This is a genomic window from Synechocystis sp. IPPAS B-1465 (genome assembly GCF_003015225.1).
In the GTDB taxonomy this organism is placed as follows: Bacteria; Cyanobacteriota; Cyanobacteriia; order Cyanobacteriales; family Microcystaceae; genus Synechocystis.
The window spans coordinates 3,145,039-3,168,541 of sequence record NZ_CP028094.1; the positions used below are offsets into that span (position 1 = coordinate 3,145,039).

Sequence of the window (23,503 nt, forward strand, 5' to 3'; positions counted from 1 at the left end):
AATGATAACTGTTAATTAACTGCTGACCGATAACAGGCCAGTGGCCAGAAGCTCTTGCACTGCTCCGAGGAACTGTTGCTCAATATAGGGCTTGGTGAAATAGGCGTTGGCCCCCAAGGTCTTGGCTAACTGTCGGTGTTTTTCACTGCCCCGGGAAGTGAGCATGGCCACGGGAATTTTGAGTAGATCTGGATTGCGTCGCCGTTGCCCAAGGAACTCAAAGCCATTAAGGTTAGGCATTTCCACATCACAAATAATCAAATCCACCTCCCCGGCTTGGGCCAGTGTCTTCAGGGCCTCCTGCCCATCCTTAGCCTGCATCACCCGGTAACCAGACCTTTCCAGGGTGAAAGCCAGGGTACGCCGTAGGGCCGCCGAATCATCCACCACCAAAATCGTTTTGGCCCTCCGCCCTGGAGTGGGAAGAGGTTCCACCCCTCCATCGGCCATGGCCAAATTGTCTGTTCCCTTTTGCCAGTGCCATTCCAACAGCAACGCCCCATTCACCACCGGGATCAGGGTGCCATCTGCCAGGATAGTAGCCCCATAAAGGTAGGAAGGGGCCGGTAGCAGAGACGAAAAGGGTTTAATTACCAATTCCTGTTCCGTCACCAAACGGTTCACTTCCAGAGCGTAATATTGCTGACCGAGCCGCAGTAGCACCAGGGGTAAATGCCAATTATCTGGTTGGGGTACCGTGGTCAACAACTTACTAGTTTGTTGCTCCGACAAAGGACAGTGATAGGGCAGTAATTGGGTCAAGGAATAAATCGGGATAGTCAACTCTTGCCAATGGAGAAAGCGTTGTCCCCCACTGGTTTTGATCTGTGTCGCCGTCGGTACCATCAACTCCGCGACACTATCAGAAGGAATGGCGATCGCCGTTGGAGCCCCCTGGTTTTGCCCCACCAAACACACCAGCAACTTAGCAATGGTGAGGGTCAGGGGTAACCGCAAGGAAAACACCGTCCCCCGCCCAGGGCGAGAAGACACCACAATGGTTCCCTTCAGCGCCTGCAACTGTTGCCGCACCACATCCAGCCCCACACCCCGGCCCGACAGCTCGCTCACCTGGTCCGCCGTAGAAAAGTTGGGCTCAAAAATCAAATTATCAATCTGCTCCGTTGTTAACCGTTGCCCCTGCTCCTCAGTAACCAGACCCCGTTCCACCGCCCGCCGCAGAATCTTTTCCCGGTTCAGCCCGCCTCCATCATCCCGCATTTCAATGATGGTCTGATTGCCTTGGTGATAGGCATGGACCTCAATGGTCCCCATGGCCGGTTTCCCCATGGCCAACCGGGTCCCCTCATCCTCAATACCATGGTCAAATGCATTACGGAGTAGATGGAGCAAGGGGTCATACAGTTTTTCCAACGCCAAACGATCCACCAACACCCCCGTGCCATGGAGCTTAATCTGCACCGGCTTATTAAACTTACTAGCCATATCCCTGAGCAGCCGGGGAAAACGTTGCAAAATTTCCCCCAGGGGCAACATCCGGGCCCACATCAGCTCATCCCGCAGGGAAAATAGCATCTGCTTTTGGGCATCCACTGTTTGATTGGCCGCCCTGGAAAATAGCACCACATCATCCACGGCCTCCTCCAACTGCATCATTTCTTCCAAAATTTCCTGCAACTGGGCCGATAGGGTGCCATAGGAATCCATTTCCAGGGCATCGAAGTTATGCTCTAGCCATCCCTGGGACCTTGGCTGGGCCCGCAACATCGCTTCCCCCTCCGGCCGGATTGCCAACTGGTCCGCCAACTGCCTCAGTTTCAGCGCCATGGTCTGGAAGGTGCCAAAACGTTGCCCCAGGGCTCCCACAGCCGTTTGCAATTGCTGATTTTGTAAAGACAGGCTATTGCGATTAATGGCCAATTCCCCCACCCAATTATTCATCCGCTCCAACCGTTGAAAATCCACCCGGATGGAAAGATTAGCTGGATTTTGCTCCCTGGGCATGGCCCGCCGTTCATGGGTGCGTTCCACGGGAGGAGCCGGAGCTGCCACTGCCTCTACTTCAGCCTGGGGAATGGTCGCTGGGGTCGTTGCTAAGGGGGGCAAGGAATCAAAGGCTTCCTCTACCGCCTGCACCAGAGATAACGTTTCTAGGGAAGCATCGACAAAATCCACCTCAGCCACGGGAGAAAGGGATTCTTTCCCCAGTTCATCGGCGGTCAACCCGCCAAAAACATCCTCCAGGGAAGGAGGCGATTCCACCGTTTCAGCCTCTACGGTGGTTTGTTCTAGGATTGGGGACACTTGCTGCTCGGGCTGAGATTGCCATGACCCAGTCATTGGTGTAGTGGGGGGAGAAGGTTCTTCCTCTAGCTCATCTTCGTCATCACCAAAAAATAGATCCCCCAGGACTCGAGCCGGAGCCGAAGTTGGTTGGGGCCGGGATTCTGCCGGAGCAGCAAGCCTTTGACCCAGGGCCAAAAGTTCGGTACTTGCTTCCCCTCCCCGTTGGCGATCGCCATTTTCCAACACTTGCTGAGTAGCAACTTGCCAGTCTGCCAAAGCCTGATTAGCAATAGTAGAGACTTGTTCTGGGTTGGCTTCCAGGGCCTGATGCACCGCCGCACAAATCCCCTGGAACCCTGGCAAATTCAAAATTTCCGCTAGCCCCAGGAAAATTTCCGTTTGACTGGTCAGGGCTTCCCGCAGGGCTTCCGGGCCCCGTTGCCGAGCTTCTGTCACCGCCGCCATGCCCCCGGCAATGTCCACCTCGAATATGGACGCCACCACATCTACCCCCAAATCAGCAGAGCTGGGTAGAAACTGTTCCCCCGCTGCCAGATGGACTCCCAACCGTTGCTCTAGATTTAGGATCGGCCCCTGGGCGCTCTGCCAGGCCGTTTCTGGATCATAGTACCCCTGGTCGATTTGTTGCTCCAAGGGGTTCCGCAGACAGTCAAACCCTTGCAATAACAGGGTTTCCATCGTTTGGTCTAGGACTACCTCTTCGCTATAGAGCGCCTTGAAAATGTCCTCTAGTCGGTGGGCAATATGTTTAATTGTTTCCAACCCCACACTGGCCGCTCCCCCCTTGAGGGAATGGGCCGCCCGCATAATGCCATGGACCACCGCCGCTGAGCGGTCTTGACCAATGGTCAACAACCCCGTTTCGATTTCTTGTAGCAGTGTTGGCGCTTCTTCAATGAAAAATCGATAGGCCGGTTCTTCTAGATTCACCCGTTCTGGCCCCAGGCTGGGCTGGCGATCGCTAGCGGGAATGTCCCCTTCCCCTGGCTGGAATGTCATCTCCGTCGGTGTTTCCTCCCATGCCGCAAAGACATTTTCCTCCGCTGTGCTAATGGCCGTAGGAATGTCCCCCAGCTCCGGAAAGTCCATACCCCAAAATTCTTCCCCCACTTCCCCACCGCCAAACACTTCCTCCAACCCCGCTATGGCGGCTAAATCCCGTTCCCCTTGCCCCCGCACCAATGCCAACAGCGCTTCACTCGGTTCTCCTCCCCGTTGGCGATCGCCTTTTTCCAGCACCTGGCCACAGCTATGTTGCCAATTTTCCACCGCCACTAATGCTAATTCCCCGACAGATAACCCAGGATTATCCAAGCCCTGCGCCACCAGATCTGTAATTTCCTTAAATCCAGGCAAATTGAGAATCTCCGCCAGCCCGGCAAAAATTTCCGTCTGGGCCGCCAGGGTTCCCCGCAACCTTTCTTCGTCATCCCCAGCCAACGCCTCGCCAATCTCTGCCAACCCTTGGGCAACGTCCACCTCAAACAGGGATGCCACAATGTCCACCCCCAAGTCAGCAGAGCTGGGCAGAAACTGTTCCCCCGCCGCCAGATGTTCCCCCAACTGCTCCTCAATGGCCGCAATCACCGGCAACCCCTGCACCAAAACTTCAGTATGCTCCAACTGCCCCGTTTCAATCTGGGTGGTGAGGGCTTGTTTAAGATAATCGAACCCTTCCAAGAGCATTCCTTCCAACCTGTCATCCACCACCACCGCATCGCTATAGAGCGCCTTGAAAATGTCCTCCAGCCGGTGAGCTAATTCTTCAATGGCCGGTAGTTGCACACTGGCCGCCCCGCCCTTAATGGAATGGGCCGCCCGCATAATGCCATGGATCTGGGCTGGTGTCCTCTCTCCCCGCAACTCCAACAGCCCCATTTCAATCACACTGAGCAATTCCGGTGCTTCTTCAATGAAAAACTGGTAGGCGTGGTCACGAATGTCGGAGTTGAGCATGGGGGCAAAGGGGAAATTAAGGGTTAGATAGGAGGGTTTCAGCTAGTTGGTGCCAATATTGCTGGTTTGTTTCCAATTGTTGGTGATGGCCATTCAGTTGCTGGTTGCTTTCCCTGATACTGCCGGTCAATTCCCTCGCCTGGGACTGGATCGTCACAATTAAAGCCTCCATGGCCGCCGTTGCTTCCGCCGATTGGGCCGCTAAACTCCGCACTTCGTCTGCAATTACCGAAAAGCCCCGGCCCTCCTCCCCAGCCCGGGCCGCTTCAATGGACGCCTTCAGGGCCAACAGATGGGTCTGGGCCGCAAATTGTCGAATCAAATTAATTGCTTTGGCAATTTCCTGGGTGGAACTATCCAACTTTTCCAGTTGTTCCCCCGTGGTGGCCATGGTAGCCCTCACACTACGCATGGTTTGCAGACTCTCCGCTTGTCCCTGGCTAATTTGCCCAGACAGCATGGCCGTCTGGTCCTTGGGGGGTTGGTATTCGCTTGCAATGGTGGACATATTGATTGAATGTCGGTTATGGGTTTAGTTATACATTTGGTCAGATCACTGCACTTTGAACTGTTTAACCGCCTCTTGCAATGACTGGGCCACTGCCAACAGTTCCTTAAAGGTGGCAGATACCCCACTCGCTTCACTGGAGTTTTTATCCGCAATCTGGGCCACCAGAGCCATGGTCTGGGTCACCGATTCACTGGTTTGGGACTGCTCAATGGCCGCAGAGGTGATCGCTTCCACCAAGCCACTAATCTGGGCACTCACCGCCGTAATTTGGTTCAAGCTCCGCCTGGTTTCTTCTACCAATTTGGTTCCCACCACTACCTGTTCGGTGCCCGCTTCCATGGCATTCACTACTTCATTCGTTTCCGCCTGAATTGTCGCCACCAATTGGGCAATTTCTGCCGTTGCTTCCGCTGATTGCCGTGCCAGGGAACGTACTTCATCGGCTACCACCGCAAATCCCCGTCCTTCTTCACCAGCATGGGCGGCTTCAATGGCAGCATTTAGGGCTAGGAGGTTGGTTTGGTCAGCAAAGCTGCCAATTAGGTTCACCACTTTGGAGATCTTTTGGGATGATTCCCCCAATCGCTTCACCTGTTTGGCGGTGGCGGCCACCGTTTCCCGAATTGCGACAATGCCATCCACGGTGCGGTTCATGGCATCTTCCCCTTGGTCCACCGTTTGGGTCGCCCGTTGTACTGCTGATTCTGCTTGGGCAGCATTTTCTGCCACTGCTTGAATGGACTTGTTCATGGCCTGAAGCCGCTCCAGGGCCTCTGCCACATCCAAGGCCTGGCGATTGGCTTGCTGGGCTAGTTGCCGCACTGCCACTTCGTTGGTGTCGGTGGTCTCAGTAAATTGACTAGCAGCGGTTTGTACTTGGGTTACAATGCGCCGCAGACTTTCAATAGTTGCGTTGTAGGAGTCGGCGATCGTGCCAATTTCGTCCTCGGTCACGTGGGCTCGGATGGTCAAGTCCCCTCGACTGACAGGGTCTACCTCCATCAGCAGTTCCAAGGCCCGCTTTTGCATTTTTTCACGCATTTGTCGTTGTTCTACTTCGGCGATTTTCTGTTGGGCTAAGAGGTCGGAGCGTTCTAAAGCTAGTCCCACCTGCACAGTCAATTGGCCAAATAAATCAATTTCATTCTGGTGCCAGTCCCTCGGCCCGGAGCACTGGTGGGCGATGAGTAGTCCCAGCAGATTGCCTTTGTAGTTGATGGGGGCGACAAGGTTGGCTTTGACTTCAAAGGGTTTGAGCTGGCCAATGTGGCAGGGGGTCAGGCCGGCGTTGTAAATATCTCGGGTGGCTTGGATACGTCCAGAACGGTATTTTTCTACATAACTATCAGCAAAGCAGGGGTCGGCAATGGTGGCCCCCAAGGCTTTGGGATATCCTTCTGCTACCGATTCCACAATTACTGTGCCGGCCCAGGTGGCATCGAACCGATAGACAATGACCCGGTCTGCTTTGAGCGCCAGACGAATTTCTTGGGCGGCGATGTCAAAAACCTGCTCGCTGTTGATGGCAGCGGAAATTTTCAGAGTCAATTCTTTAAGGATTTGGGCTTGCTGGGCGCTTTCATTTCTTTCCTGGATCAGGTTGGCCCGGTCCAGGGTGGTTTGTAGTTCTTCGGTCAACTGCTGAAGAAACTGTCTTTCCCTCATTTCCCACTGGTGGGGACGTTGGCAATGGTGGGCCATGAGCAGGCCGAGGGGGTAGTTATCCCGGTGTAGAGGTACGGTCAAGCTCGCTTTGACTTGATGTTGCTCTAACCATTGGCGATGGGGGTTACTGATACTGGCACCGCTGGTGTCATTGATGGCAACGATCTGGGAAGGCATATCTTCCTGGCCCCAGGGATGGGGATCTTTGCTGTCAATTAAACCTTGAGTGGTTAAGTCCAAAGCTTGCACTACCATGGCTTCAGGCTGATAGCGGGGATGGTAGTAAAACACTAGTCGCTCACAACCAAACAAAGCTCTGGCTTGGTCGAGGTTCTTCTGAATTACGCCTTGAATTTCGTCAATGTCGGAAAGGTTGGCCCGGGATAGTTCGGTCAGCAGTTCTGCTTGTTTAAGGGATAAATCCTGCTGGTGGCGCAATTTCTCCACCTGGGCACTGAGAGCATCAATGGTTTGGTCGGCGATCGCCAGTTCATCACCGGCCACGGCTAGAGGTTGGTCGAGGTTCCGGTGGGAATGCTTAGCTTTCAAGGCCAGGGCGGTTTGAGCTTTGGTATTTTCCCCCACCATCCAGTAGGCAACGAAGGCAGCCCCCACCGCGGTCACCAAAAGCCCAATCAGAATTTGGTCACGGATTTGCTTAGTGGTGGAGTCCTTGACCTGTTGTTCCGTTTGGGGCACTGGAAGCCTGTCCACACTGCTGAGATTGAGCCCTCCAATCACCCCAGCGGGGATCAAACCAATTAACAGGGCTATCAACACAGCTTTATTGCGGAGGGAAAGTCCTCCACTTTGGGTAGGTGCCTGGATTGAGGTAGACATCGGACTCAAATTATCCGGGTCGGCGATCGCCATGAGGGGAGCCAGGGGTTGCATGGGGGGTAACTCCACCTTGGGCAAATTGATCGGGGGCGGCGGGGTCAACTCTACGGCCGATTGGGTCAGTGCGGCCAGGGCATCGGTGTCAATGGCGGGGTTGGGGTTAGGGGAAACATCCTCCACGGCGGTATTTTCTGCTATAAAAGCCTCTGCCATGAACTCAGCCCCATCTATCTCCGGTTCCTCGGTCAAATTTTCCAGGGAAACCAATGTTTTTGCTTGTGTATCTGCCTGGATTCCACGGTCTGCCTCATCCCCGTTGATGTCAGTTTCCTTGCCATCGCTAAACCAATCCAGGGCATCCCCTACCTCACTTTTATCCTCTCCATCGATGGTGGCAAAAGAAGCGCTGGTTTCCGACGATTCGTCCTGGGCAGCGGCCGTGTCCGTCAACCCAGTAAAAAGAGCGCCATCAAGGGTCTCGCCATTGGCGACGGATTGGGCAGTGTCAGGACGGCGATCGGAGGAAGGATTTTGGGTCATGGTTAAAACTTACCAGTTAGGCAACATGGGTAGGGCAGGGTGGACATCAGTACCTCAAGCACGGTAATGGCCCTTGGGTGGAGGTCTACCCTAAAGTCAAGGCGAGAAACACAAGCACTAAGAAGAAAACCGTAGTTGCTCCAGTCCTAGTTAGCTTGCCGATGGAGCGAGAATTCCAGTCAAAAGTGTAGAAAATTTAGCCAATAATTAGCAAACTGATAGGTTGATTAGTTTAATAAATTCAATAAAAATCAATAAAAGTTAACTGGAGGCAGCCCGGGGAGTAGTCATCAGACGACCCACAATAGCTTGGGCATCCAATACCACATACATTACCCCTGGAGGGCTGACCCAAAATCCCCGCACGTAGGGCGCAAGGTCTGAACCAATGCTGGCGGCAGGGGGAGATTGAATTTGATCCGTTTCACACCAGGTAATGTCCTTTACCTCTGTGACCACCAGTCCCAACATCTGGTTGCGTTGACCCGGCGATCGCCTTCGTTGGCTGGGATCAAGGTCGAAGGGGACGCCTCCATTTAAAATGATAACCCGATAGTTGGTACGGGAACCAGATTGGAGGTGCCAAGAGGTTAGCCCTAAAAAAGCGCCAAAATCAATCACCCAGAGCACGTCTCCCCGCCAATTATGAACCCCCATGGTCCAGGAAGGCATGTGGGGAATGGGGGTGATTTGTCCCAGGGGCACCGTCAGAATCTCCGTTAACTGAAACAGAGGCAAAATTAAGTTGGTGTCTGGTTCGAGGGTAAATTGCAAAAACTGCTGGCGGGGGACTTGGATATCACCCAGCATGGTATCAGAGGAAAAGGTGTTGGCTGGCAAAACAGTTGCTCCTAAAAACCGTCCCAGGGGGGACCGGAAAAATCAATCAGCTTTAGTAACAGCTAATTCGTCCATCGGCTCGGGCATTGGTTAGCCGGAAAAAATTAACCGGAAAGAAAGCATGGGGGATATAAAGTTCAGATAAATTGCTTGATTACCGTGTTGAACTCCTCTTGGTCAATGGGTTTAGTAATATAGGCGTCCGCCCCTTGGCGTTTGCCCCAAAATTTATCCATATCCGTGGCCTTAGTGGAACAGAGGATTATTGGAATACTTTTAGTCCGGTCTTTGTCTTTCAATTCTCGACAAATTTCAAAACCACTGCGCCCCGGCAGCACAATATCTAAGATAATTACGTCCGGCACTGCCTGGGAAAGTTTTTCCAGGGCTTCTTCTCCACTGATGGCGGTGGTGACGTTAATGCCTAGTTTCTGACAAAAATCACTGATAATTGAACGTTCTGTAGAGGAATCGTCAATAACAAGTGCGCTGCCCATAATGTTGCCTCAGTGCTTAATTAGTCGAAAAGTGAACGGTAAATAGTAAACAGTTATAGATCCTAAACCAAACCGCAAAAGTATTGGCCTGGAATCAAGGGAGACTCCACAATTTTCCGGGGCCTCCTTGGGTCAAGTTATTCCGCTGGCAGCGATGCCTGGTCATGGAGATGTTTTTTAATAGTCTGCAAAACCATGTCCGGGTTGACGGGCTTACTTAAAAAATCTGTGGAGCCGACCATTTTGGCCCGCACTCGGTCAACAATGCCATCATTGCCGGTGAGGATGACAATGGGAGTACTTTTGAAGATGGACAATTTACGCAATTGCCCACAAATTTCGTAGCCATTGGCGTTGGGCATGACCAAATCGAGGAAAATCAAATCCGGCTTCCGGGCCAGAAGAATGGCGATCGCCCGTAGGGGATCATTGATTCCTACAAACCGATAATTGGCTGTAGTAAGAATTTTTTCCATGGTTTGGCAGATCAAAGGACTGTCATCCACACAGGCGATCAGGGGACCACTGGGCACATCAGGCTGAGCCACCACGCCCCTCACTGGGGGCGCAATGGGCGGGGGCAAATCGGGAATTTTAATCAATTCCACCAACCCCAACTGTAGATAGGGCAACAAAGAAGTGGTCACACTCAGCACATCTCGCTTCATCCGCACCGACAAGTCCCGAAGGGACTGATTACCATCCAGCAACTGTTTGAGGGTTTGGTATACCTGGGGAGTGGTGCGTTGCTGTAACTGTTCCGCCTGACGAATGATAGGGGCCGCATTGGGGGAGCGGTCTGCAATCTTGGCCCCCTGCCATTTGCTCCATAACTGCTGGGATTCCGCAATCATCTGATCCGCGTCAATCAGCACCAGCCTAGTGGAAAGCAAATTATCCTGGCGTAGATCACAGGCCACTTCCATGGATTGGGTAATGTCAAACAGTACTTCCACCACCGTGGCCCGAATCAGCCGAGCGGCCTGCTCCCTGGTAACTTTCTGCTGAGCTACCCAGTGGCAGAGCAGTTGATATTCCCAGCAAATTTGTAAATCTTGGGGATCAATGCTGGCCAAATCGGTTTGCACCGAGGCCAGGTTGGCGGCAATGGGGGGCAGATAGGAAGCAATTTGTCGGCGCCAACGGCGGACGGAGTGAATCCCCCCGGTGGCATACATGATCCGACCCATGTAGAGATAAAAAGACCATTTCTCCCCCGTTGCACTGGAGAGGATTAGTTGGCCGCTAAAACGGGGTTGCTTCAGTCCATCAAAGAAACTGGCCTGCCTGGAGGCAGTAAATTCCTGAATTGGAACTGAGTGGGAGGAGGGGGTGGGAGCTGTCATTTAATCAAAGGAAGAGGCAGGTCAACAGCAGGAGGGGGGCATATCTATAGCTTGCCCTGAAAGGGGTATGGGTCGCCAAAGTACGCAAGAAAACTTCATCGACCTCACCGAGGGGACTTTGGCAAAAGCTTTTGTATTAACCATTATCGCACAAGATTAAATAGGATTACCAGGATTGATCCCTGCCATCAACGGTGTAAATGCGGTACAAAAAGGAGACAGTTACTAAGGCAAACTTCTCCAGCCACCATGCTCCCTACTCTCCCCCATCTGCACTACCAAGTGGCGATGCCAACGCCCCAGACCCACTACTTCACCGTGGATTTGCATATTCAAGGCTTCACTGCTTCTGTACTAGAACTGAAATTTCCCGTCTGGACACCAGGGTCCTATCTGGTAAGGGAATATGAGCGCCATTTGCAGGACTTCCAAGCTCAAGGTCTCAGCAACGGCGAATATTTAGAGCACCAAAAGTTGGGTAAGGCCCATTGGGCCATTGCCTGTGGAGAGGAAGAAAATATTGCCATTTCCTATCGCATTTATGCCGATGAACTAACCGTAAGAACCAATCATTTGGATTATAGTCATGGTTTCTTCACCGGGGCAGCATTGTTTTTCTACTTGCCAGGACATACCCACAGGCCTCTAGCCTTGACCGTTGTTCCTCCCGAACCGGCTTGGGCGATCGCCACGGCCCTGCCCTGTAAGGCAACGGATTCAACTACGGGAGCCAAAACTTTCTATGCCCAGGACTTTGACACGTTGGTAGATAGCCCGGTGGAAGTGGGGATTCATCGGGATTACGCCTTTGAAACCCAGGGTAAGGAGCACCACTTTGTGGTTTGGGGTGAAAGTAATTTGAATGGGGAACAGTTAGTTAGAGATACGGAAAAAATCATCGCCGTTGAAGCAGGACTATTTGGGAATTTACCCTACGACCATTACTGGTTCATTCTCCACACTTCTAACCAGGGCTATGGCGGCTTAGAGCATAAAGATTCCTGTGTGCTGAACTATGACCGCTTTGGCTTTCGAGATCCGGAAAAATACCAACGGTTTTTGCAACTGGTGGCCCACGAATTTTTCCATCTTTGGAATATTAAGCGTATTCGTCCCATCGCTTTGGAGAAATTTGACTACGACCAGGAAAATTACACCCCTTCCCTCTGGTTTTCCGAAGGCACCACCAGTTACTATGACCTGCTCATTCCCCTCAGGGCAGAAATTTACGATCGCCAGACCTATTTAAAAAATTTGGGCAAGGAGATTACCCGTTACCTAAAGACCCTAGGGCGCTTGGTGCAACCTTTGGCGGAATCTAGTTTTGACGCTTGGATCAAACTCTATCGTCGGGATGCCAACAGTGATAATAGCCAAATGTCCTATTACCTCAAGGGGGAATTGGTAACATTAATGCTGGATTTACTGATTCGGGAACGACACCAAAACCAGCGTTCCTTTGATGATGTTTTGCGAGCAATGTGGCAAGAATTTGGGCGGGAAGAAATTGGTTTTACCCCGGAACAATTGCAGGCAGTAATTTCCAGGGTGGCGGACACGGACTTAACTGAATTTTTCCATACCTATCTCCACACCACGGCGGAACTTCCCCTCAATGATTATTTGCAACCCTTTGGCTTGGTTATTAAGCCCATGCAGGAAGATTTAACTCCCTATTTGGGCATTAAGGTTAAATCCGAGGCCGGCCAGGAAAAAATTACCTTTGTGGCGGCCCATTCCCCCGCCGCCATGGCTGGCATTAGCCCCCAGGACTTGTTACTGGCCATCAATGGTGTACGGGTTGGGGCCGAACAGCTTTCCCTGCGGCTGAAAGACTACCAAGCCAATGATATGATTCAGTTAACGGTGTTTCATCAGGATCTTTTGCGAACGGTGGATGTGGTGTTGGCATCTCCCCAAGCAAACCGTTATGAAGTGGTGCCCATAGCCGACCCCTCGGACAGCCAACTTCAAAATCTGGCGGGCTGGCTAGGTGAATCCTAATGCCCTGGAAAACACGGGTAGCACACTATTCCCCTTTGGATGACCGGGGTTAAGTCCAGGGAGTAGGGAGTACAAGTCTTTTTTTTGATTTTCTGATGCACAAGTTTTTGCCGATCGCCTACTTTGAAGATAAGTTTGTCCCGTTTGAGGATGCCAAAATTTCCGTTGCTACCCATGCCCTCCACTATGGGACGGCGGCCTTTGGGGGTTTGCGGGGTATTCCCGACCCGGAAGATCCGGGCACCATTCTACTATTCCGTCTGGACCGCCATGGCGATCGCCTGAGTAAGAGTGCCAAGTTTTTGCACTACGACATCAGTGCAGAAAAAATCAAGGAAGTTATTGTTGATTTTGTTAAGAAAAATCAGCCCGATAAATCCTTTTACATCCGTCCATTGGTGTACAGTTCCGGTTTGGGCATTGCCCCCCGTTTGCACAATCTGGAGAAGGATTTCCTGGTTTATGGCTTGGAAATGGGGGATTACCTCGCCGCCGACGGAGTTAGCTGCCGTATCAGTTCCTGGTATCGCCAAGAAGACCGGAGTTTTCCCCTAAGGGGCAAAATCAGCGCCGCCTACATTACCTCTGCTTTGGCTAAAACGGAAGCGGTGGAATCGGGCTTTGATGAGGCTATTTTGATGAATTCCCAAGGTAAGGTCTGTGAAGCCACCGGCATGAATGTTTTCATGGTACGGAATGGGCAAATTGTTACCCCCGGCAATGAGCAGGACATCCTCGAAGGGATTACTAGGGATAGTATTCTCACCATTGCAGCGGATTTGGGCATTCCCACCTGCCAACGCCCCATCGATAAATCGGAATTGATGATTGCCGACGAGGTATTTTTGAGTGGTACTGCGGCCAAAATCACCCCGGTTAAAAGGATTGAGAACTTTACCCTGGGCGGCGATCGCCCGATTACAGAAAAGTTACGCTCCGTGTTGACAGCGGTGACGGAAAACCGGGAACCCAAATATCAAGATTGGGTATTTAAAATTCCTTTGAATGGCTAATTTTTCCTGGCAAGATTAGCGCCTTTAAACTGAACTTAAAGAATTAGAGTTAACCCATGTTGGATCAAAGCCAAGTTCAAAAAATTGCCCACCTGGCCCGTTTGGAAATTACCCCGGAGGAAGAAAGTCAATTTGCTTCCCAGTTGAGCAGCATTTTGGACTACTTTGACCAATTGAACGAACTGCCCACCGAAGGAGTGGAACCCACCACCAGGGCGATCGAGTTGAGCAACATTGTCCGGGGCGATCGCCAAATCAGTTGGGACGGAGACAATGCGGCCACCACCCGCCAAGCTCTGCTAGATAACGCCCCGGAACCGGAGGGAGACTTTTTTCGAGTCCCCCGTATTATGGGCGGTGACGAAGCTTAATTTAGTCTAGTCACCAGGTGGAGATTAACTTTTTTTCCCGTTGGTTGATCAACTTGTCTAGGGAGCCTGCCAAATTTTTTCGTGGTAGGCCGTGGGCTCGATGTAAGTATCGACCCATTCCCCGTGACTGTGGCCGTGGTCGTGACCATGATGGTGATGTCCGTGGCCGTGATCATGACCATGGCCCTGATTTTTAAAAGCGAGGCGAAACTTACAGGCCTCACAATTCATCGCCACCTGTCCCAATTGGGTTTCAATTTCCCGTTCCCGCACCAACGCCAATAACTCCGGTTGAATGCCCATTTCCGACAGGGATTGAATTTCAATCTCGGGAAAAGTGGCCCGTTGCTCCTCAGTGATGGTGAAAATTTTCTTCACCAAGGCACCCATAAACAAAAAGTAGGGCAAAACAATAATCCGCTTGGGTTGATATAACCTCGCCCGACGGAACCCTTCTTCTAAGCGGGGATGGCTAATGCCAATGAAACAGGTTTCTACAGTTTGGTAGCCACTGCCTTCCCAGAGCATGCGGGCCATTTTATACACATCACCGTTGGCATCGGGATCACTGGAACCCCGACCCACAAACAACAGCACCGTATCTTGGCGGTCAATGCCCTGGGGATTGGCTTCGGGACTATCCAATTGATTCAACCGTGCTTTCCACAAATCAAGAATGGCTGGGGTAATGCCAAAATGACGACCGTAGAAAAAATTGATCTGGGGATGGGCTTGGCGACTGCGGTCTAACTCATTGGTGACATCGAATTTGTTATGGCGGGCCGCAAAGAGCAAAATGGGCAGAGCGGAAATTTCCTCAAAGCCCTGGTCTACACATTGCTGCACCCCGGCCTGGATATTGGGTTCCGTCAACTCCAAAAAACAGGGGATCACCGGGCGGGAATGGTCTAATGCTTGGTACTGGGCCACAAAATCTAAAAATGTTTGGCGACCGTCTTCGTCCCTAGTGCCATGGCCAATCATCAGTAGGGGTCTGTGATAGGGAAGGGGGGGAAGCTCAAGTTCAGGAAAAAGGGAAACAGGGGCGGGCACACTGGTTAAGGTCATTAGAATGATGGACTGATAAATAACAAAAAAATCGAGCTAGGCCCACTGAATCCAAGGCAGTTCAGGGGATTGCTGGAGAAGGACCACAACGGATAACATCCAGACCTAGACTAGACCGCCGACATAGAAATTGCGGTAAGTTGATTGGGCGGATTTGACCCCAGCCATGGCTCATTATGCCAGGGTTGCTTGGTACTGGACTATGCCCAGGGAGAGCATCAGCACCGCTAAGCTCAACTGTTTTCCACTGGAGCAAAGATGTTTAAGCTTTTGGGCAGGCATTTAACCTCCACTGGAGTAGTACCAATGATTTCACCGTCAACGACAATTTTTTGCGGGGGACTGGTGGTCACTTTAATGCTTTCTCCATAGAGATGCAGCACGTTTTCATTATCGCTGGGATTTTTCGACAGGGCAGAAGTGAACAGGTTAGTTACTACCTGCAGACCCTGTAATGCCGTTTGACTACTGGCCACGGTGATGTCGAGCAACCCATCGGTGAAGGATACCTGCCCTGCTCCCTGGGCAAACACAGAAGTGGGAGGGGCCGCATTGGCGATCGTAATGGCGCTAGCTTCCATGGTGGTGGTTTCTGAGTCAATTTCGATGTGGGCTTCAAACAACTCCTGTTCCCTGGCCTGTTGAATGCCAGCAAAAATGTAGGCCATCACCCCCAGATTATTTTTCAGTTCCCGGTCTGCTTTTTCCACCATTTCCGCCTCAAAGCCGACCCCGGCCAACAGGAGCATGGGAATGTCGTTACACAGGGCCGTATCCACCACTTTGGTGATGCCCCGGTTGATGGTTTGGCAGGCTCCAGGGATTTGGGTGGGAATGCCCAGGGCAACGGAAAAAGCATTGGCGGTACCCCGGGGGATAATGCCCAAGGGAATGCCGGTGTTGACGAGGGCCGCCGCTACGCCGGATACGGTGCCATCACCGCCGGAGGCAATGATAAAGCTATCTCCTTCCCCGTCCGATTGTTCGTTGGCCTGCTTGATTCGCTTAACAATTTCCTTGGCTTGGTCGGTGACGTTGACTTCGGCACTGGTGAAAGTAATTTTGAGATTAATTTCCGACTGTAAATGCTCTTTGATTAAATCTAGCTCCCGCTCCACATTGCCCTGGCCTGCCACGGGATTAAAAATTAGATGGCCAGTTTTAGTTTTACCCAATAGTTTAATCACTGCTTTGGCGGTGGCTAAATTAATAGCTAGGGGAACGTTGTACACTTCACAAAGCCTTAACAGGGTCCGGATGTCCGGCTCGTGGGGTTGAGCATAGAGAGGGTCAATCAAAAAAATGACGGCAGCAATGGTCCCATCGATGATTTGGGTGGCAATTTGGGTGTCCCCCCCCAGGGGGCCAGAAAAAACAGTATCCACGGCCAAGCCGGTTTTGTTCCTCACTAATTCCCCTGTTTGACCGGTGGCGATGAGGTCATAGCGAGAGAAAAGGGATTTATGCTGTTGGACAAAATTAACCAGAGCGTCTTTTTTGTTGTCGTGGGCGATAAGGGCTATATGGGCAGCCATGGTGTTTCCAGATGGTGGAGTGGAGAGTTGAAGCGTTACCTTAAATTCACAGGTTCAGATTCACAATGGTAATGGAAACAGCCTTTAGCCGTATGGATTTGGTTCAGTCTCCGGTTATTCCCGTGGTTGGACAGTGGATTGTCGATTCCCCCGGTACGATTTCCCTGGGCCAAGGGGTGGCTTTTTATCCTCCCCCTAACGAGGTGGCCGTGGCGGTGCGGGAAAGTCTGGAGCAAACTCCTCTGCATCAGTATCAGCCAGTGGCGGGCATACCAAGCCTAATTTCTGCTTTAACGGAAAAGTTGCGACGGGATAACGATATTAACCTGTCTTCCGACCAAGCTGTGGTAGTAACGGCTGGGGCCAATATGGGTTTTTTAAATGCAGTGCTAGCCATTACGGAGGTGGGAGATGAAATCATTCTCAATACGCCGTACTACTTCAACCATGAAATGGCGGTCAGAATTGCGGGGTGTCAGCCGGTGTTGGTGCCCACTGATGATCAATATCAACTCCAACTGGACCTCATTGCCCAGGCGATCGCCCCCCGGACTAGGGCGGTGGTGACCATTTCGCCTAATAATCCCACCGGGGCCATTTATCCAGAGGCAGATTTGCGGGCGGTGAACCAACTGTGCCAGGAGCGGGGTATCTACCACATCCACGACGAGGCCTACGATTATTTTGCCTACGACCAGACTCCGATTTTCTCCCCTGAGGCCATGGGGGATAGTGGAGGCCATACCATTTCCCTCTACAGCTTTTCGAAGGCCTATGGCATGGCCGGTTGGCGGGTCGGCTATATGGTCATTCCCCTGGAACTATTGCTAGCGGTCAAAAAAATTCAGGATACCAATCTGATCTGCCCGGTGGTGGTTTCCCAATATGCCGCCCTTGCTTGCTTACGGGTGGGCAAGAATTATTCAGCCCAATTTTTACCGGAGATGGCTGCCTGTCGCCAGCAACTATTAGAAACCCTAGGTCAATTGTCTGACTATTGTCGTTTAGTGGTGCCCCAGGGGGCTTTTTACTGTTTGCTGGAAGTTAATAGCCCCTTGACGGATTTAGAGCTAGTGAAAAGGTTAATTGATGAATTTAAGGTGGCGGTGCTACCAGGTTCCACCTTTGGCGTGGATTCGGGTTGCTATCTCCGTATTGCCTATGGTGCTCTGCGGCAGGCCACGGCTAGCGTTGCCATTGCCAGACTGGAGCAGGGTCTAAAAAGTATCTGTTGATTTAGTTCAGGTTTAAGGATTATTCTCGTTTTTTTGCGGTAAGTTTCTTGCTTTGTAGAACAGTTCTAAACTTTGGCGATCGCCGACGTAACGCCAATGCCAGGGTTCGTAGGCAATGCCCTGGGGATTATCCGGGGGAAAAGACAATTCAAAACTGTATTTGGCCGCATTATTTTGGAGCCAATTAAAGGCTTTCGTTTGGGCAAAACTTGCACTTAAATGAGTAGCCTGGGCACTGCCATCGCCAATATCCACCGCATAGCCGGTGTGATGTTCGCTGTAACCGGGGGGGGCACTGACTTCGGCCCGCTGTCGAGCCTCTTGATTGCGCTGTTGTTTGATGTCAAAAAAAAGTTGTTCCTGCTCGGTCACAGTGCGAAAGGCGGAAATGGGGACAAGGGAAATGCCCTGGGCCTTGGCATCCCGTTGCATAAGCAAAAATTGGTCAGCGGCGGCCTGGCGTAACTTTAAACGGCCGTCGGGGGTAATATTTTTCAACTCCCCCAGGGGAGCCTCTTCATAGGGCAAGTGCCCCAACAGGTTATCAATGGGGGTTGCCGTGGGGGTGGGACTTGGTTCTGTCACCACTTCCGGTGCGGGCTCGGGCCTGGGCCACAGGGCCAACAACGTCAATAAAGCCAGAATAATTATCCCCAAGCCGGCCGCGATTAATTTCAGCGGTATGGGGGACAAGGGTTGGGACTGGGGCGACCCCGCTGGATTGTCCCGAATTACTTCCGGGATGTCATCCTGGTTGACGTTAAAGGAAGATTTTGGTTTTTTACCCATGCAGTTGGCGATCGTTGCAGCTCATTGCTTGGCCCCATTGTGCCAGAGAATGTTGGCGGTCATCACCGTACCCCCAAATCTACCGCTAGGCGATGGGCACAGGCAAAACCAGAAAAAGCGACGGCGTTCAAACCCTGGCCTGGAAAAGTACTATCGCCAACGCAATATAGGCCCGGTATGGCGGTGCGGTTGAAAGGCATGGGCAGTAAACCCGGTAAGCGACGGCGGGGGATGGGGCCATAGGTGCCATTTTGTCGCCCTAAAAAGCGGCGGTGACTACGGGGGGTGCCGATTTCCATATAATCCAGTGCCCGATCAAGTCCGGGAAAAATGGCTTCCAGGCGGTCGATTAATTTACCAGAATCGGCTTCTTTTTTGGCTTCGTATTCCTGGGGGGAAAGATTTTGCCAGGATTCGAGCCAACTGGGGGTGAAGGTGTGGATGATGTGGTAACCGTCGGGAGCCAAGCTGGGGTCGAGGAGGGTGGGAATGGAGACAAAAATGGTGCCCTGTTCCTTTTCTAAATCATCCCAGTCCTCCAGCAAAATGTGGTGACATTCTGTTCCTTCTGGTAATAGATCCGCTTCTACCCCCAGATGCAAGCTGAGGAAACTGGGGGACTGTTGATAATTTCTGCGCCACCGTTTTTCCTTCCCAGGTAGGGGCTGATCTCCCGTTAACGCCCCGAAGGTATCCCAGCGGGTAGCATTGGAGACGATGCGCCGGCCATAAATTTTTTCACCGTTGGCCAGTTCCACCCCGATCGCCTGGTTATTTTCCTGAATAATTTTGGTTACCCTGGCTCCGTAACGAATTTTGCCACCGAATTTTTCTAGCCCAGCTACTAGACTTTCGGCAATTTGTCCCACGCCCCCCTTGGGATAGTTAATGCCCCCGTAATGGCGATCGGAAAAGACCATGCCGGCATTGATCATGGGGGTTAAGTCCGCCGGCACTACGGACCAGCAATAGCATTCCATATCGATAAATTTCAGTAAATCCGGGTCTTGGATATGGCGGCGGGCAATGTCCCCCACATTTTGGGGTAAATATTTCACTAAACCCAGACATGCCCCCGGATGCTGAAAAAATACCCGCATCAGGTAACGGGGTTCCTCCAGGGAGAGCAATTCCATGGTGTTGAGGCAGTTAAATACTTGCCAACATTCATCATAGAAGCGGCGGATACCCTGGGCTTCCTGAGGAAATTTGGCGATTAACTCCTGTAAAAAAGCTTCGTACTCCCGATGAACTTTGGGGTCTAGCCCCCCCGGCAAATGGTAATGAATTTGCACTGGGTCGGGGAGAGTTTCCAATGCCTGTCCCACAGCGGCTAAGGCCCTGGTTAATAAGTTAGTAGTACCCCGATCGCCGAAACCAAAAATCATTGAGGCCCCCACATCAAAGCGATAACCTTCCCGCTCAAAATAACCAGCACTGCCGCCGGGGATGAGGTAACGCTCTAGTACCAATACTTTCAAACCCTTGGATACCAACTGGGTGGCGGTGACCAATCCCCCAATGCCGGAGCCGATTACTATTGCGTCGTAGGAAGGGGAAACAGTCATGGTTTCTTGGTCTGGTTAGGGCAAAAAGTTAACAACGGACACGGAGCAATCCAACTAATCAGTTTAAGGTTTTGCCGCCAAAAAAACAGGGAGCACTCGATCGCCGAGCCACCCCCTACTGAATCCTTGAGAAGAGAACACTGTGAAATCACTATACAGATTACTGCAAATTATTGTCAATATTGTTGGAGACATTCTCCGAAAATGTCCGACGTTCCTTCCAGGGTTGCACCAAAGACTGGGCCAAGGCGATCGCCTGCTGGAGTAAATCGGGATAATCTTCCAAATGGAGTGGGGCAAGGGGATTCTGCTGTCTAGCTTCTGCCGCCTGCAACACCGGGGCAATGAGGGTGCGAGCGCAACTGCCAAAAGCAACGCCATTAACCATTCGTTTTGATTGGTGAACAGAAAAGTCTTGGGAGCTTAACTTGGTGATAGTGTGGCAATTGGTGCCCCCGGCCAACTGCACAAACCCCGATAGGGAAGATTGCAGCACCTGATCAGCGTAGTGGAGACAAAGATGGGTAGTACCCCGGCCAATGTCCCCACTCATGGGCCTGCCATCGGTTTGCCAAATTGTCGGCATTGCTAATGGCCCCAGCCAGCCAGAGATGGTTTGCAGATACTCCACCGCCTCGGCATGGTAGGGGCAACTAATGGCGATCGCCTGGAGTTGAGTCAATACCGGAGCCAGACTACGCCAGAGTTGCTGAAACCGTTCTTCATGTCCCACCTGGGTATGGATTTCCAGGGCAGCGATTTGTCCCAACTCCAACCAAGGGACCAGACTAGTCACCGTTGCTTGATGAGAATAAGTAGTAATAATTCCCTGGGGACAGATGGGTAAACAGCGGCCACAACCGTAACATTTTTCCGCCCACACTCCTGTGGGGACAACTTCATCAGCATCACTGGTGATCGCCCAAGCTGGACAAACCTGAGCACAGGGTCGGGGACAATCCGGAGGACACTTTTGGGGATCAAACTGGGCTTTGCGAAAATGGGGATCTTCCCCATCATTGAGGCTCACCATCAACCAAGGGGGTTGGATCGAATAGTCAAATGTTTCAACTTCATAGTGAGAGGAATTGGCTAAAGATAAAGCAACTTTGATGCCTTCCTGGGCCACCCGCACCACCGCCGGATCCGCTGCCAAGTCAATACAGTCTACCCCTGCCAACGTGTAGACCAAGACTAAATTTCGAATGGCAGTTAAATCCTGATAGCTAGCTCCACAAATTAATTTCACCCAGCGTCCCCGCTCCAGGGATTGCCTGGGGCCATGGTATTGGTGGCCAGGGAAATTGTCTGTTTTCCCGGAGATAAGTGAAATTTCGCTACTTGTCACAGAACCAAAGCACTCCCCGACACGTCAACAATGCCCAGAGCAATTCACGGAAAGGTTTAGGGTAAACTATATCCTACAACCAAGTTCGAGAACCTTCTGCTGTCGGGCGGATAGTGGAAGCAAAAACAAAATGCCTGTGGATTCGGTCTGACTTAGGGTTAACCCATCAGGAGTCTAAACCCAGTTAAGAGGAGTAGAGACAGGAATCTCCGTCCCTGCCGATTGGCTTGGAGGGGGAGCGTCCACAGTCCCAGGGGCGGCACAAACAGTCTTCTTGTTCCGACATTGGGTAAAGTTGCTTGCGGGAAATTTTTTCCACGCCTCAAACTTGAGTGAGTCTAATTTGATTTGGCCATTGCTGTAACAACCGGAACCGCCCTAGGAAACTGGGTTATGCCACGGTTTTTCCATGGGAGCACAGAGAAGTCCACCCTGTCCTTAGTTTTGCCATTTTGCCCATGTCTAGCACTGCCATTAGCCAGCTCCAGCCCGCCGATAAAAGGGAGGTAATCGTTTACCAACCTTACTACCCGGATAAAAATAAACAAAAGTTGTTGCCGTTGGCCCTTGCTCTTTACCAATTGGGGCAAGTGGAAGGGGCCCGGCGCATTGAGGGGGGGGAAAATCTTTCCTTTGTGGCCACTTGGTTTGTGTCCCGTTTACCCTCGGAACTGACTCGCTGCCGGATGCAATTCGATGGGCAGGCGGATTTGAGTTATGAAATGACTGTGCTCAATTCAGAGTTTATGGACTATTTGATTGATCTAATTGCGGGATACGAGGAGAGTAAGAATATTGACTTTCCGCAAAATTTTTACCGTAAGCTTTTGCGGTTAGACGATGTTTCTACCCTTTAGCTCGTCCCAGAGTGCCTATCATTAATCAGAGGAAACTGAGCTTTGGTCATGCAGGGGTATCTATCAAGCCAGTTTTTCACCAATGCCGTCGCTAAATTAATCAAAATAGCCCAGCAGTCAAATTTTTTTACCTAGTCCATCTAGTCAGGAGCGTTCCAGTGGCCAATTCACCCCAATGTTTATTAGTCGGGTCTTTGGAGCCCTACAGCGGCAAATCGGGGATTATTCTCGGTTTGGCCCGGCTTTTGCAACAACAGGGCATGGCGATCGCCTACGGCAAGCCCATTGGTACGGCCATGAATAAGGCGGCGGCAGCCCTGGAAGAAGCAGACATTGAATTTATTAGCCAGAGTTTGGAGTTGGCACCAGCCCAGGTGCGTAAACCCCTGGTATTTTTGGACGAAAAGACCATTACCCGACGCCTCCAAGGCCAGGATCAAACTAATTATGCCGAAGCCCTAGAGGCATCCATCCAAGGTCTAACGGCGGATTTAGTTTTGTTGGAAGGTCCAGGCAATCTCTGGGAAGGTAGTTTATTCGGGCTTTCCTTTTCTGAATTAGCGGCCAAAATTAACGCTGCAGTGCTGTTGGTGGGTCGCTACCATTCCCCCTTGGTGGTGGATGGCCTCCTCAAAGCTCGACAAACCCTGGGGGATAGCCTCAAAGGGGTGGTGATCAATGACATTCCCCTGGAGGCCTTGCCGGAGACCAAAGATTTGGTCAAGCCTTTTTTGGAAAGCCATGGTATTGCGGTGCTTGGTCTGTTGGCGGAAGACCGTTTGCTCAGAAGCGTTAGTGTGCGGGAACTAGCCCATCAACTAAATGCCAAAGTCCTCTGTAGTGAAGAGCATCTGGATTTGATGGTGGAGAGTCTCACCATTGGGGCTATGAACGTTAACTCTGCCCTGGAATATTTCCGTCAAGGGGAAAATAAAGCTGTGGTCACCGGCGGCGATCGTACCGATTTACAACTAGCTGCCCTAGAAACCTCCACCAGTTGCTTAATTTTGACTGGCCACGCCGGACCTCAACCCCTGATTATCAGCCGAGCCCAGGATTTAGAAATTCCCATCCTCTCTGTGGACCAAGACACCCTAACCACCGTGGAAATTGTTGATCAGGCCTTTGGTAATGTACGCCTGCAAGAACCAGTCAAGGTGCAATGTATCCAACAGTTGATTGCCACCCATTTTGATCTCCAAGCCTTTCAGGAAATCATGGCTAAGGGTTAGCCTGACTTATCTCCCATTAT

Annotated in this window: 17 protein-coding genes; 6 read left to right on the forward strand and 11 right to left on the reverse strand. The window is 51.6% G+C overall.

Annotated elements, in window-relative coordinates:
* Positions 1–15: 15 nt before the first annotated feature.
* The 6 genes from C7I86_RS14760 to C7I86_RS14785 form a co-directional block, all read right to left on the reverse strand.
* Positions 16–4,224 (reverse strand): Hpt domain-containing protein, encoded by a 4,209-nt coding sequence (locus C7I86_RS14760; protein ID WP_010874009.1) that lies wholly within the window; start codon positions 4,222–4,224, stop codon positions 16–18.
* 16 nt (positions 4,225–4,240) lie between these two features.
* Complete coding sequence (locus tag C7I86_RS14765; protein WP_010874010.1) at positions 4,241–4,732, reverse strand: methyl-accepting chemotaxis protein; 492 nt, start codon at positions 4,730–4,732, stop codon at positions 4,241–4,243.
* A 45-nt stretch (positions 4,733–4,777) separates the two neighbouring features.
* Positions 4,778–7,780 (reverse strand): methyl-accepting chemotaxis protein, encoded by a 3,003-nt coding sequence (locus C7I86_RS14770; RefSeq protein ID WP_010874011.1) that lies wholly within the window; start codon positions 7,778–7,780, stop codon positions 4,778–4,780.
* Positions 7,781–8,041: 261 nt separating this feature from the next.
* Positions 8,042–8,620, reverse strand: a complete 579-nt coding sequence (locus C7I86_RS14775) for a chemotaxis protein CheW (RefSeq protein WP_020861981.1) — start codon at positions 8,618–8,620, stop codon at positions 8,042–8,044.
* 137 nt (positions 8,621–8,757) lie between these two features.
* Entirely contained in the window at positions 8,758–9,117 is a 360-nt protein-coding gene (locus tag C7I86_RS14780; protein WP_010874013.1) for a response regulator, read from the reverse strand.
* 137 nt (positions 9,118–9,254) lie between these two features.
* Entirely contained in the window at positions 9,255–10,463 is a 1,209-nt protein-coding gene (locus C7I86_RS14785; RefSeq protein WP_010874014.1) for a response regulator, read from the reverse strand.
* A 249-nt stretch (positions 10,464–10,712) separates the two neighbouring features.
* Between C7I86_RS14785 and C7I86_RS14790 the strand changes: the two genes are divergently transcribed.
* The 3 genes from C7I86_RS14790 to gatC all read left to right on the forward strand — a co-directional run bounded on the left by C7I86_RS14790 (position 10,713) and on the right by gatC (position 13,851).
* Positions 10,713–12,467 (forward strand): M61 family metallopeptidase, encoded by a 1,755-nt coding sequence (locus tag C7I86_RS14790; RefSeq protein WP_010874015.1) that lies wholly within the window; start codon positions 10,713–10,715, stop codon positions 12,465–12,467.
* A 95-nt stretch (positions 12,468–12,562) separates the two neighbouring features.
* Positions 12,563–13,480, forward strand: a complete 918-nt coding sequence (locus C7I86_RS14795; RefSeq protein WP_010874016.1) for a branched-chain amino acid transaminase — start codon at positions 12,563–12,565, stop codon at positions 13,478–13,480.
* Positions 13,481–13,536: 56 nt separating this feature from the next.
* Positions 13,537–13,851, forward strand: coding sequence for an Asp-tRNA(Asn)/Glu-tRNA(Gln) amidotransferase subunit GatC (gene gatC / locus C7I86_RS14800; RefSeq protein ID WP_010874017.1), 315 nt, complete (start codon positions 13,537–13,539; stop codon positions 13,849–13,851).
* 57 nt (positions 13,852–13,908) lie between these two features.
* On the opposite strand, the gene C7I86_RS14805 is transcribed toward gatC, so the two are convergent.
* Together C7I86_RS14805 and mgsA are read right to left on the reverse strand one after the other, a co-directional pair.
* Positions 13,909–14,919 carry a sirohydrochlorin chelatase gene (locus tag C7I86_RS14805; RefSeq protein ID WP_010874018.1) on the reverse strand — a complete coding sequence of 337 codons (1,011 nt, stop codon included), beginning with the start codon at positions 14,917–14,919 and terminating at the stop codon, positions 13,909–13,911.
* Positions 14,920–15,152: 233 nt separating this feature from the next.
* Positions 15,153–16,454: a methylglyoxal synthase gene (gene mgsA, locus C7I86_RS14810; protein WP_010874019.1), complete on the reverse strand. Its 1,302-nt coding sequence runs from the start codon at positions 16,452–16,454 to the stop codon at positions 15,153–15,155.
* A 71-nt stretch (positions 16,455–16,525) separates the two neighbouring features.
* Between mgsA and C7I86_RS14815 the strand changes: the two genes are divergently transcribed.
* Entirely contained in the window at positions 16,526–17,689 is a 1,164-nt protein-coding gene (locus tag C7I86_RS14815) for a pyridoxal phosphate-dependent aminotransferase (protein ID WP_228670064.1), read from the forward strand.
* 12 nt (positions 17,690–17,701) lie between these two features.
* On the opposite strand, the gene C7I86_RS14820 is transcribed toward C7I86_RS14815, so the two are convergent.
* The 3 genes from C7I86_RS14820 to ldpA form a co-directional block, all read right to left on the reverse strand.
* Positions 17,702–18,478, reverse strand: coding sequence for a D-alanyl-D-alanine carboxypeptidase family protein (locus C7I86_RS14820; RefSeq protein WP_010874021.1), 777 nt, complete (start codon positions 18,476–18,478; stop codon positions 17,702–17,704).
* 62 nt (positions 18,479–18,540) lie between these two features.
* Positions 18,541–20,046 carry a carotenoid isomerase gene (gene crtH / locus C7I86_RS14825; protein WP_010874022.1) on the reverse strand — a complete coding sequence of 502 codons (1,506 nt, stop codon included), beginning with the start codon at positions 20,044–20,046 and terminating at the stop codon, positions 18,541–18,543.
* Between the two features lie 160 nt (positions 20,047–20,206).
* Positions 20,207–21,394 (reverse strand): circadian clock protein LdpA, encoded by a 1,188-nt coding sequence (ldpA, locus tag C7I86_RS14830; RefSeq protein ID WP_010874023.1) that lies wholly within the window; start codon positions 21,392–21,394, stop codon positions 20,207–20,209.
* A 458-nt stretch (positions 21,395–21,852) separates the two neighbouring features.
* Between ldpA and ebsA the strand changes: the two genes are divergently transcribed.
* Together ebsA and C7I86_RS14840 are read left to right on the forward strand one after the other, a co-directional pair.
* Complete coding sequence (gene ebsA / locus C7I86_RS14835) at positions 21,853–22,251, forward strand: type IV pilus biogenesis protein EbsA (RefSeq protein ID WP_010874024.1); 399 nt, start codon at positions 21,853–21,855, stop codon at positions 22,249–22,251.
* Between the two features lie 158 nt (positions 22,252–22,409).
* Positions 22,410–23,483, forward strand: a complete 1,074-nt coding sequence (locus C7I86_RS14840; RefSeq protein ID WP_010874025.1) for a phosphotransacetylase family protein — start codon at positions 22,410–22,412, stop codon at positions 23,481–23,483.
* The last annotated feature ends 20 nt before the right edge of the window (positions 23,484–23,503 follow it).

What these genes read in the sequence shown, in the direction of transcription:
- C7I86_RS14760 (WP_010874009.1), bottom strand. Translation starts at nt 4,224, where the DNA reads ATGCTCAACTCCGACATTCGTGACCACGCCTACCAGTTTTTCATTGAA.
- C7I86_RS14765 (WP_010874010.1), bottom strand. Translation starts at nt 4,732, where the DNA reads ATGTCCACCATTGCAAGCGAATACCAACCCCCCAAGGACCAGACGGCC.
- C7I86_RS14770 (WP_010874011.1), bottom strand. Translation starts at nt 7,780, where the DNA reads ATGACCCAAAATCCTTCCTCCGATCGCCGTCCTGACACTGCCCAATCC.
- C7I86_RS14780 (WP_010874013.1), bottom strand. Translation starts at nt 9,117, where the DNA reads ATGGGCAGCGCACTTGTTATTGACGATTCCTCTACAGAACGTTCAATT.
- C7I86_RS14785 (WP_010874014.1), bottom strand. Translation starts at nt 10,463, where the DNA reads ATGACAGCTCCCACCCCCTCCTCCCACTCAGTTCCAATTCAGGAATTT.
- C7I86_RS14790 (WP_010874015.1), top strand. Translation starts at nt 10,713, where the DNA reads ATGCTCCCTACTCTCCCCCATCTGCACTACCAAGTGGCGATGCCAACG.
- C7I86_RS14795 (WP_010874016.1), top strand. Translation starts at nt 12,563, where the DNA reads ATGCACAAGTTTTTGCCGATCGCCTACTTTGAAGATAAGTTTGTCCCG.
- gatC (WP_010874017.1), top strand. Translation starts at nt 13,537, where the DNA reads ATGTTGGATCAAAGCCAAGTTCAAAAAATTGCCCACCTGGCCCGTTTG.
- C7I86_RS14805 (WP_010874018.1), bottom strand. Translation starts at nt 14,919, where the DNA reads ATGACCTTAACCAGTGTGCCCGCCCCTGTTTCCCTTTTTCCTGAACTT.
- mgsA (WP_010874019.1), bottom strand. Translation starts at nt 16,454, where the DNA reads ATGGCTGCCCATATAGCCCTTATCGCCCACGACAACAAAAAAGACGCT.
- C7I86_RS14815 (WP_228670064.1), top strand. Translation starts at nt 16,526, where the DNA reads ATGGAAACAGCCTTTAGCCGTATGGATTTGGTTCAGTCTCCGGTTATT.
- C7I86_RS14820 (WP_010874021.1), bottom strand. Translation starts at nt 18,478, where the DNA reads ATGGGTAAAAAACCAAAATCTTCCTTTAACGTCAACCAGGATGACATC.
- crtH (WP_010874022.1), bottom strand. Translation starts at nt 20,046, where the DNA reads ATGACTGTTTCCCCTTCCTACGACGCAATAGTAATCGGCTCCGGCATT.
- ebsA (WP_010874024.1), top strand. Translation starts at nt 21,853, where the DNA reads ATGTCTAGCACTGCCATTAGCCAGCTCCAGCCCGCCGATAAAAGGGAG.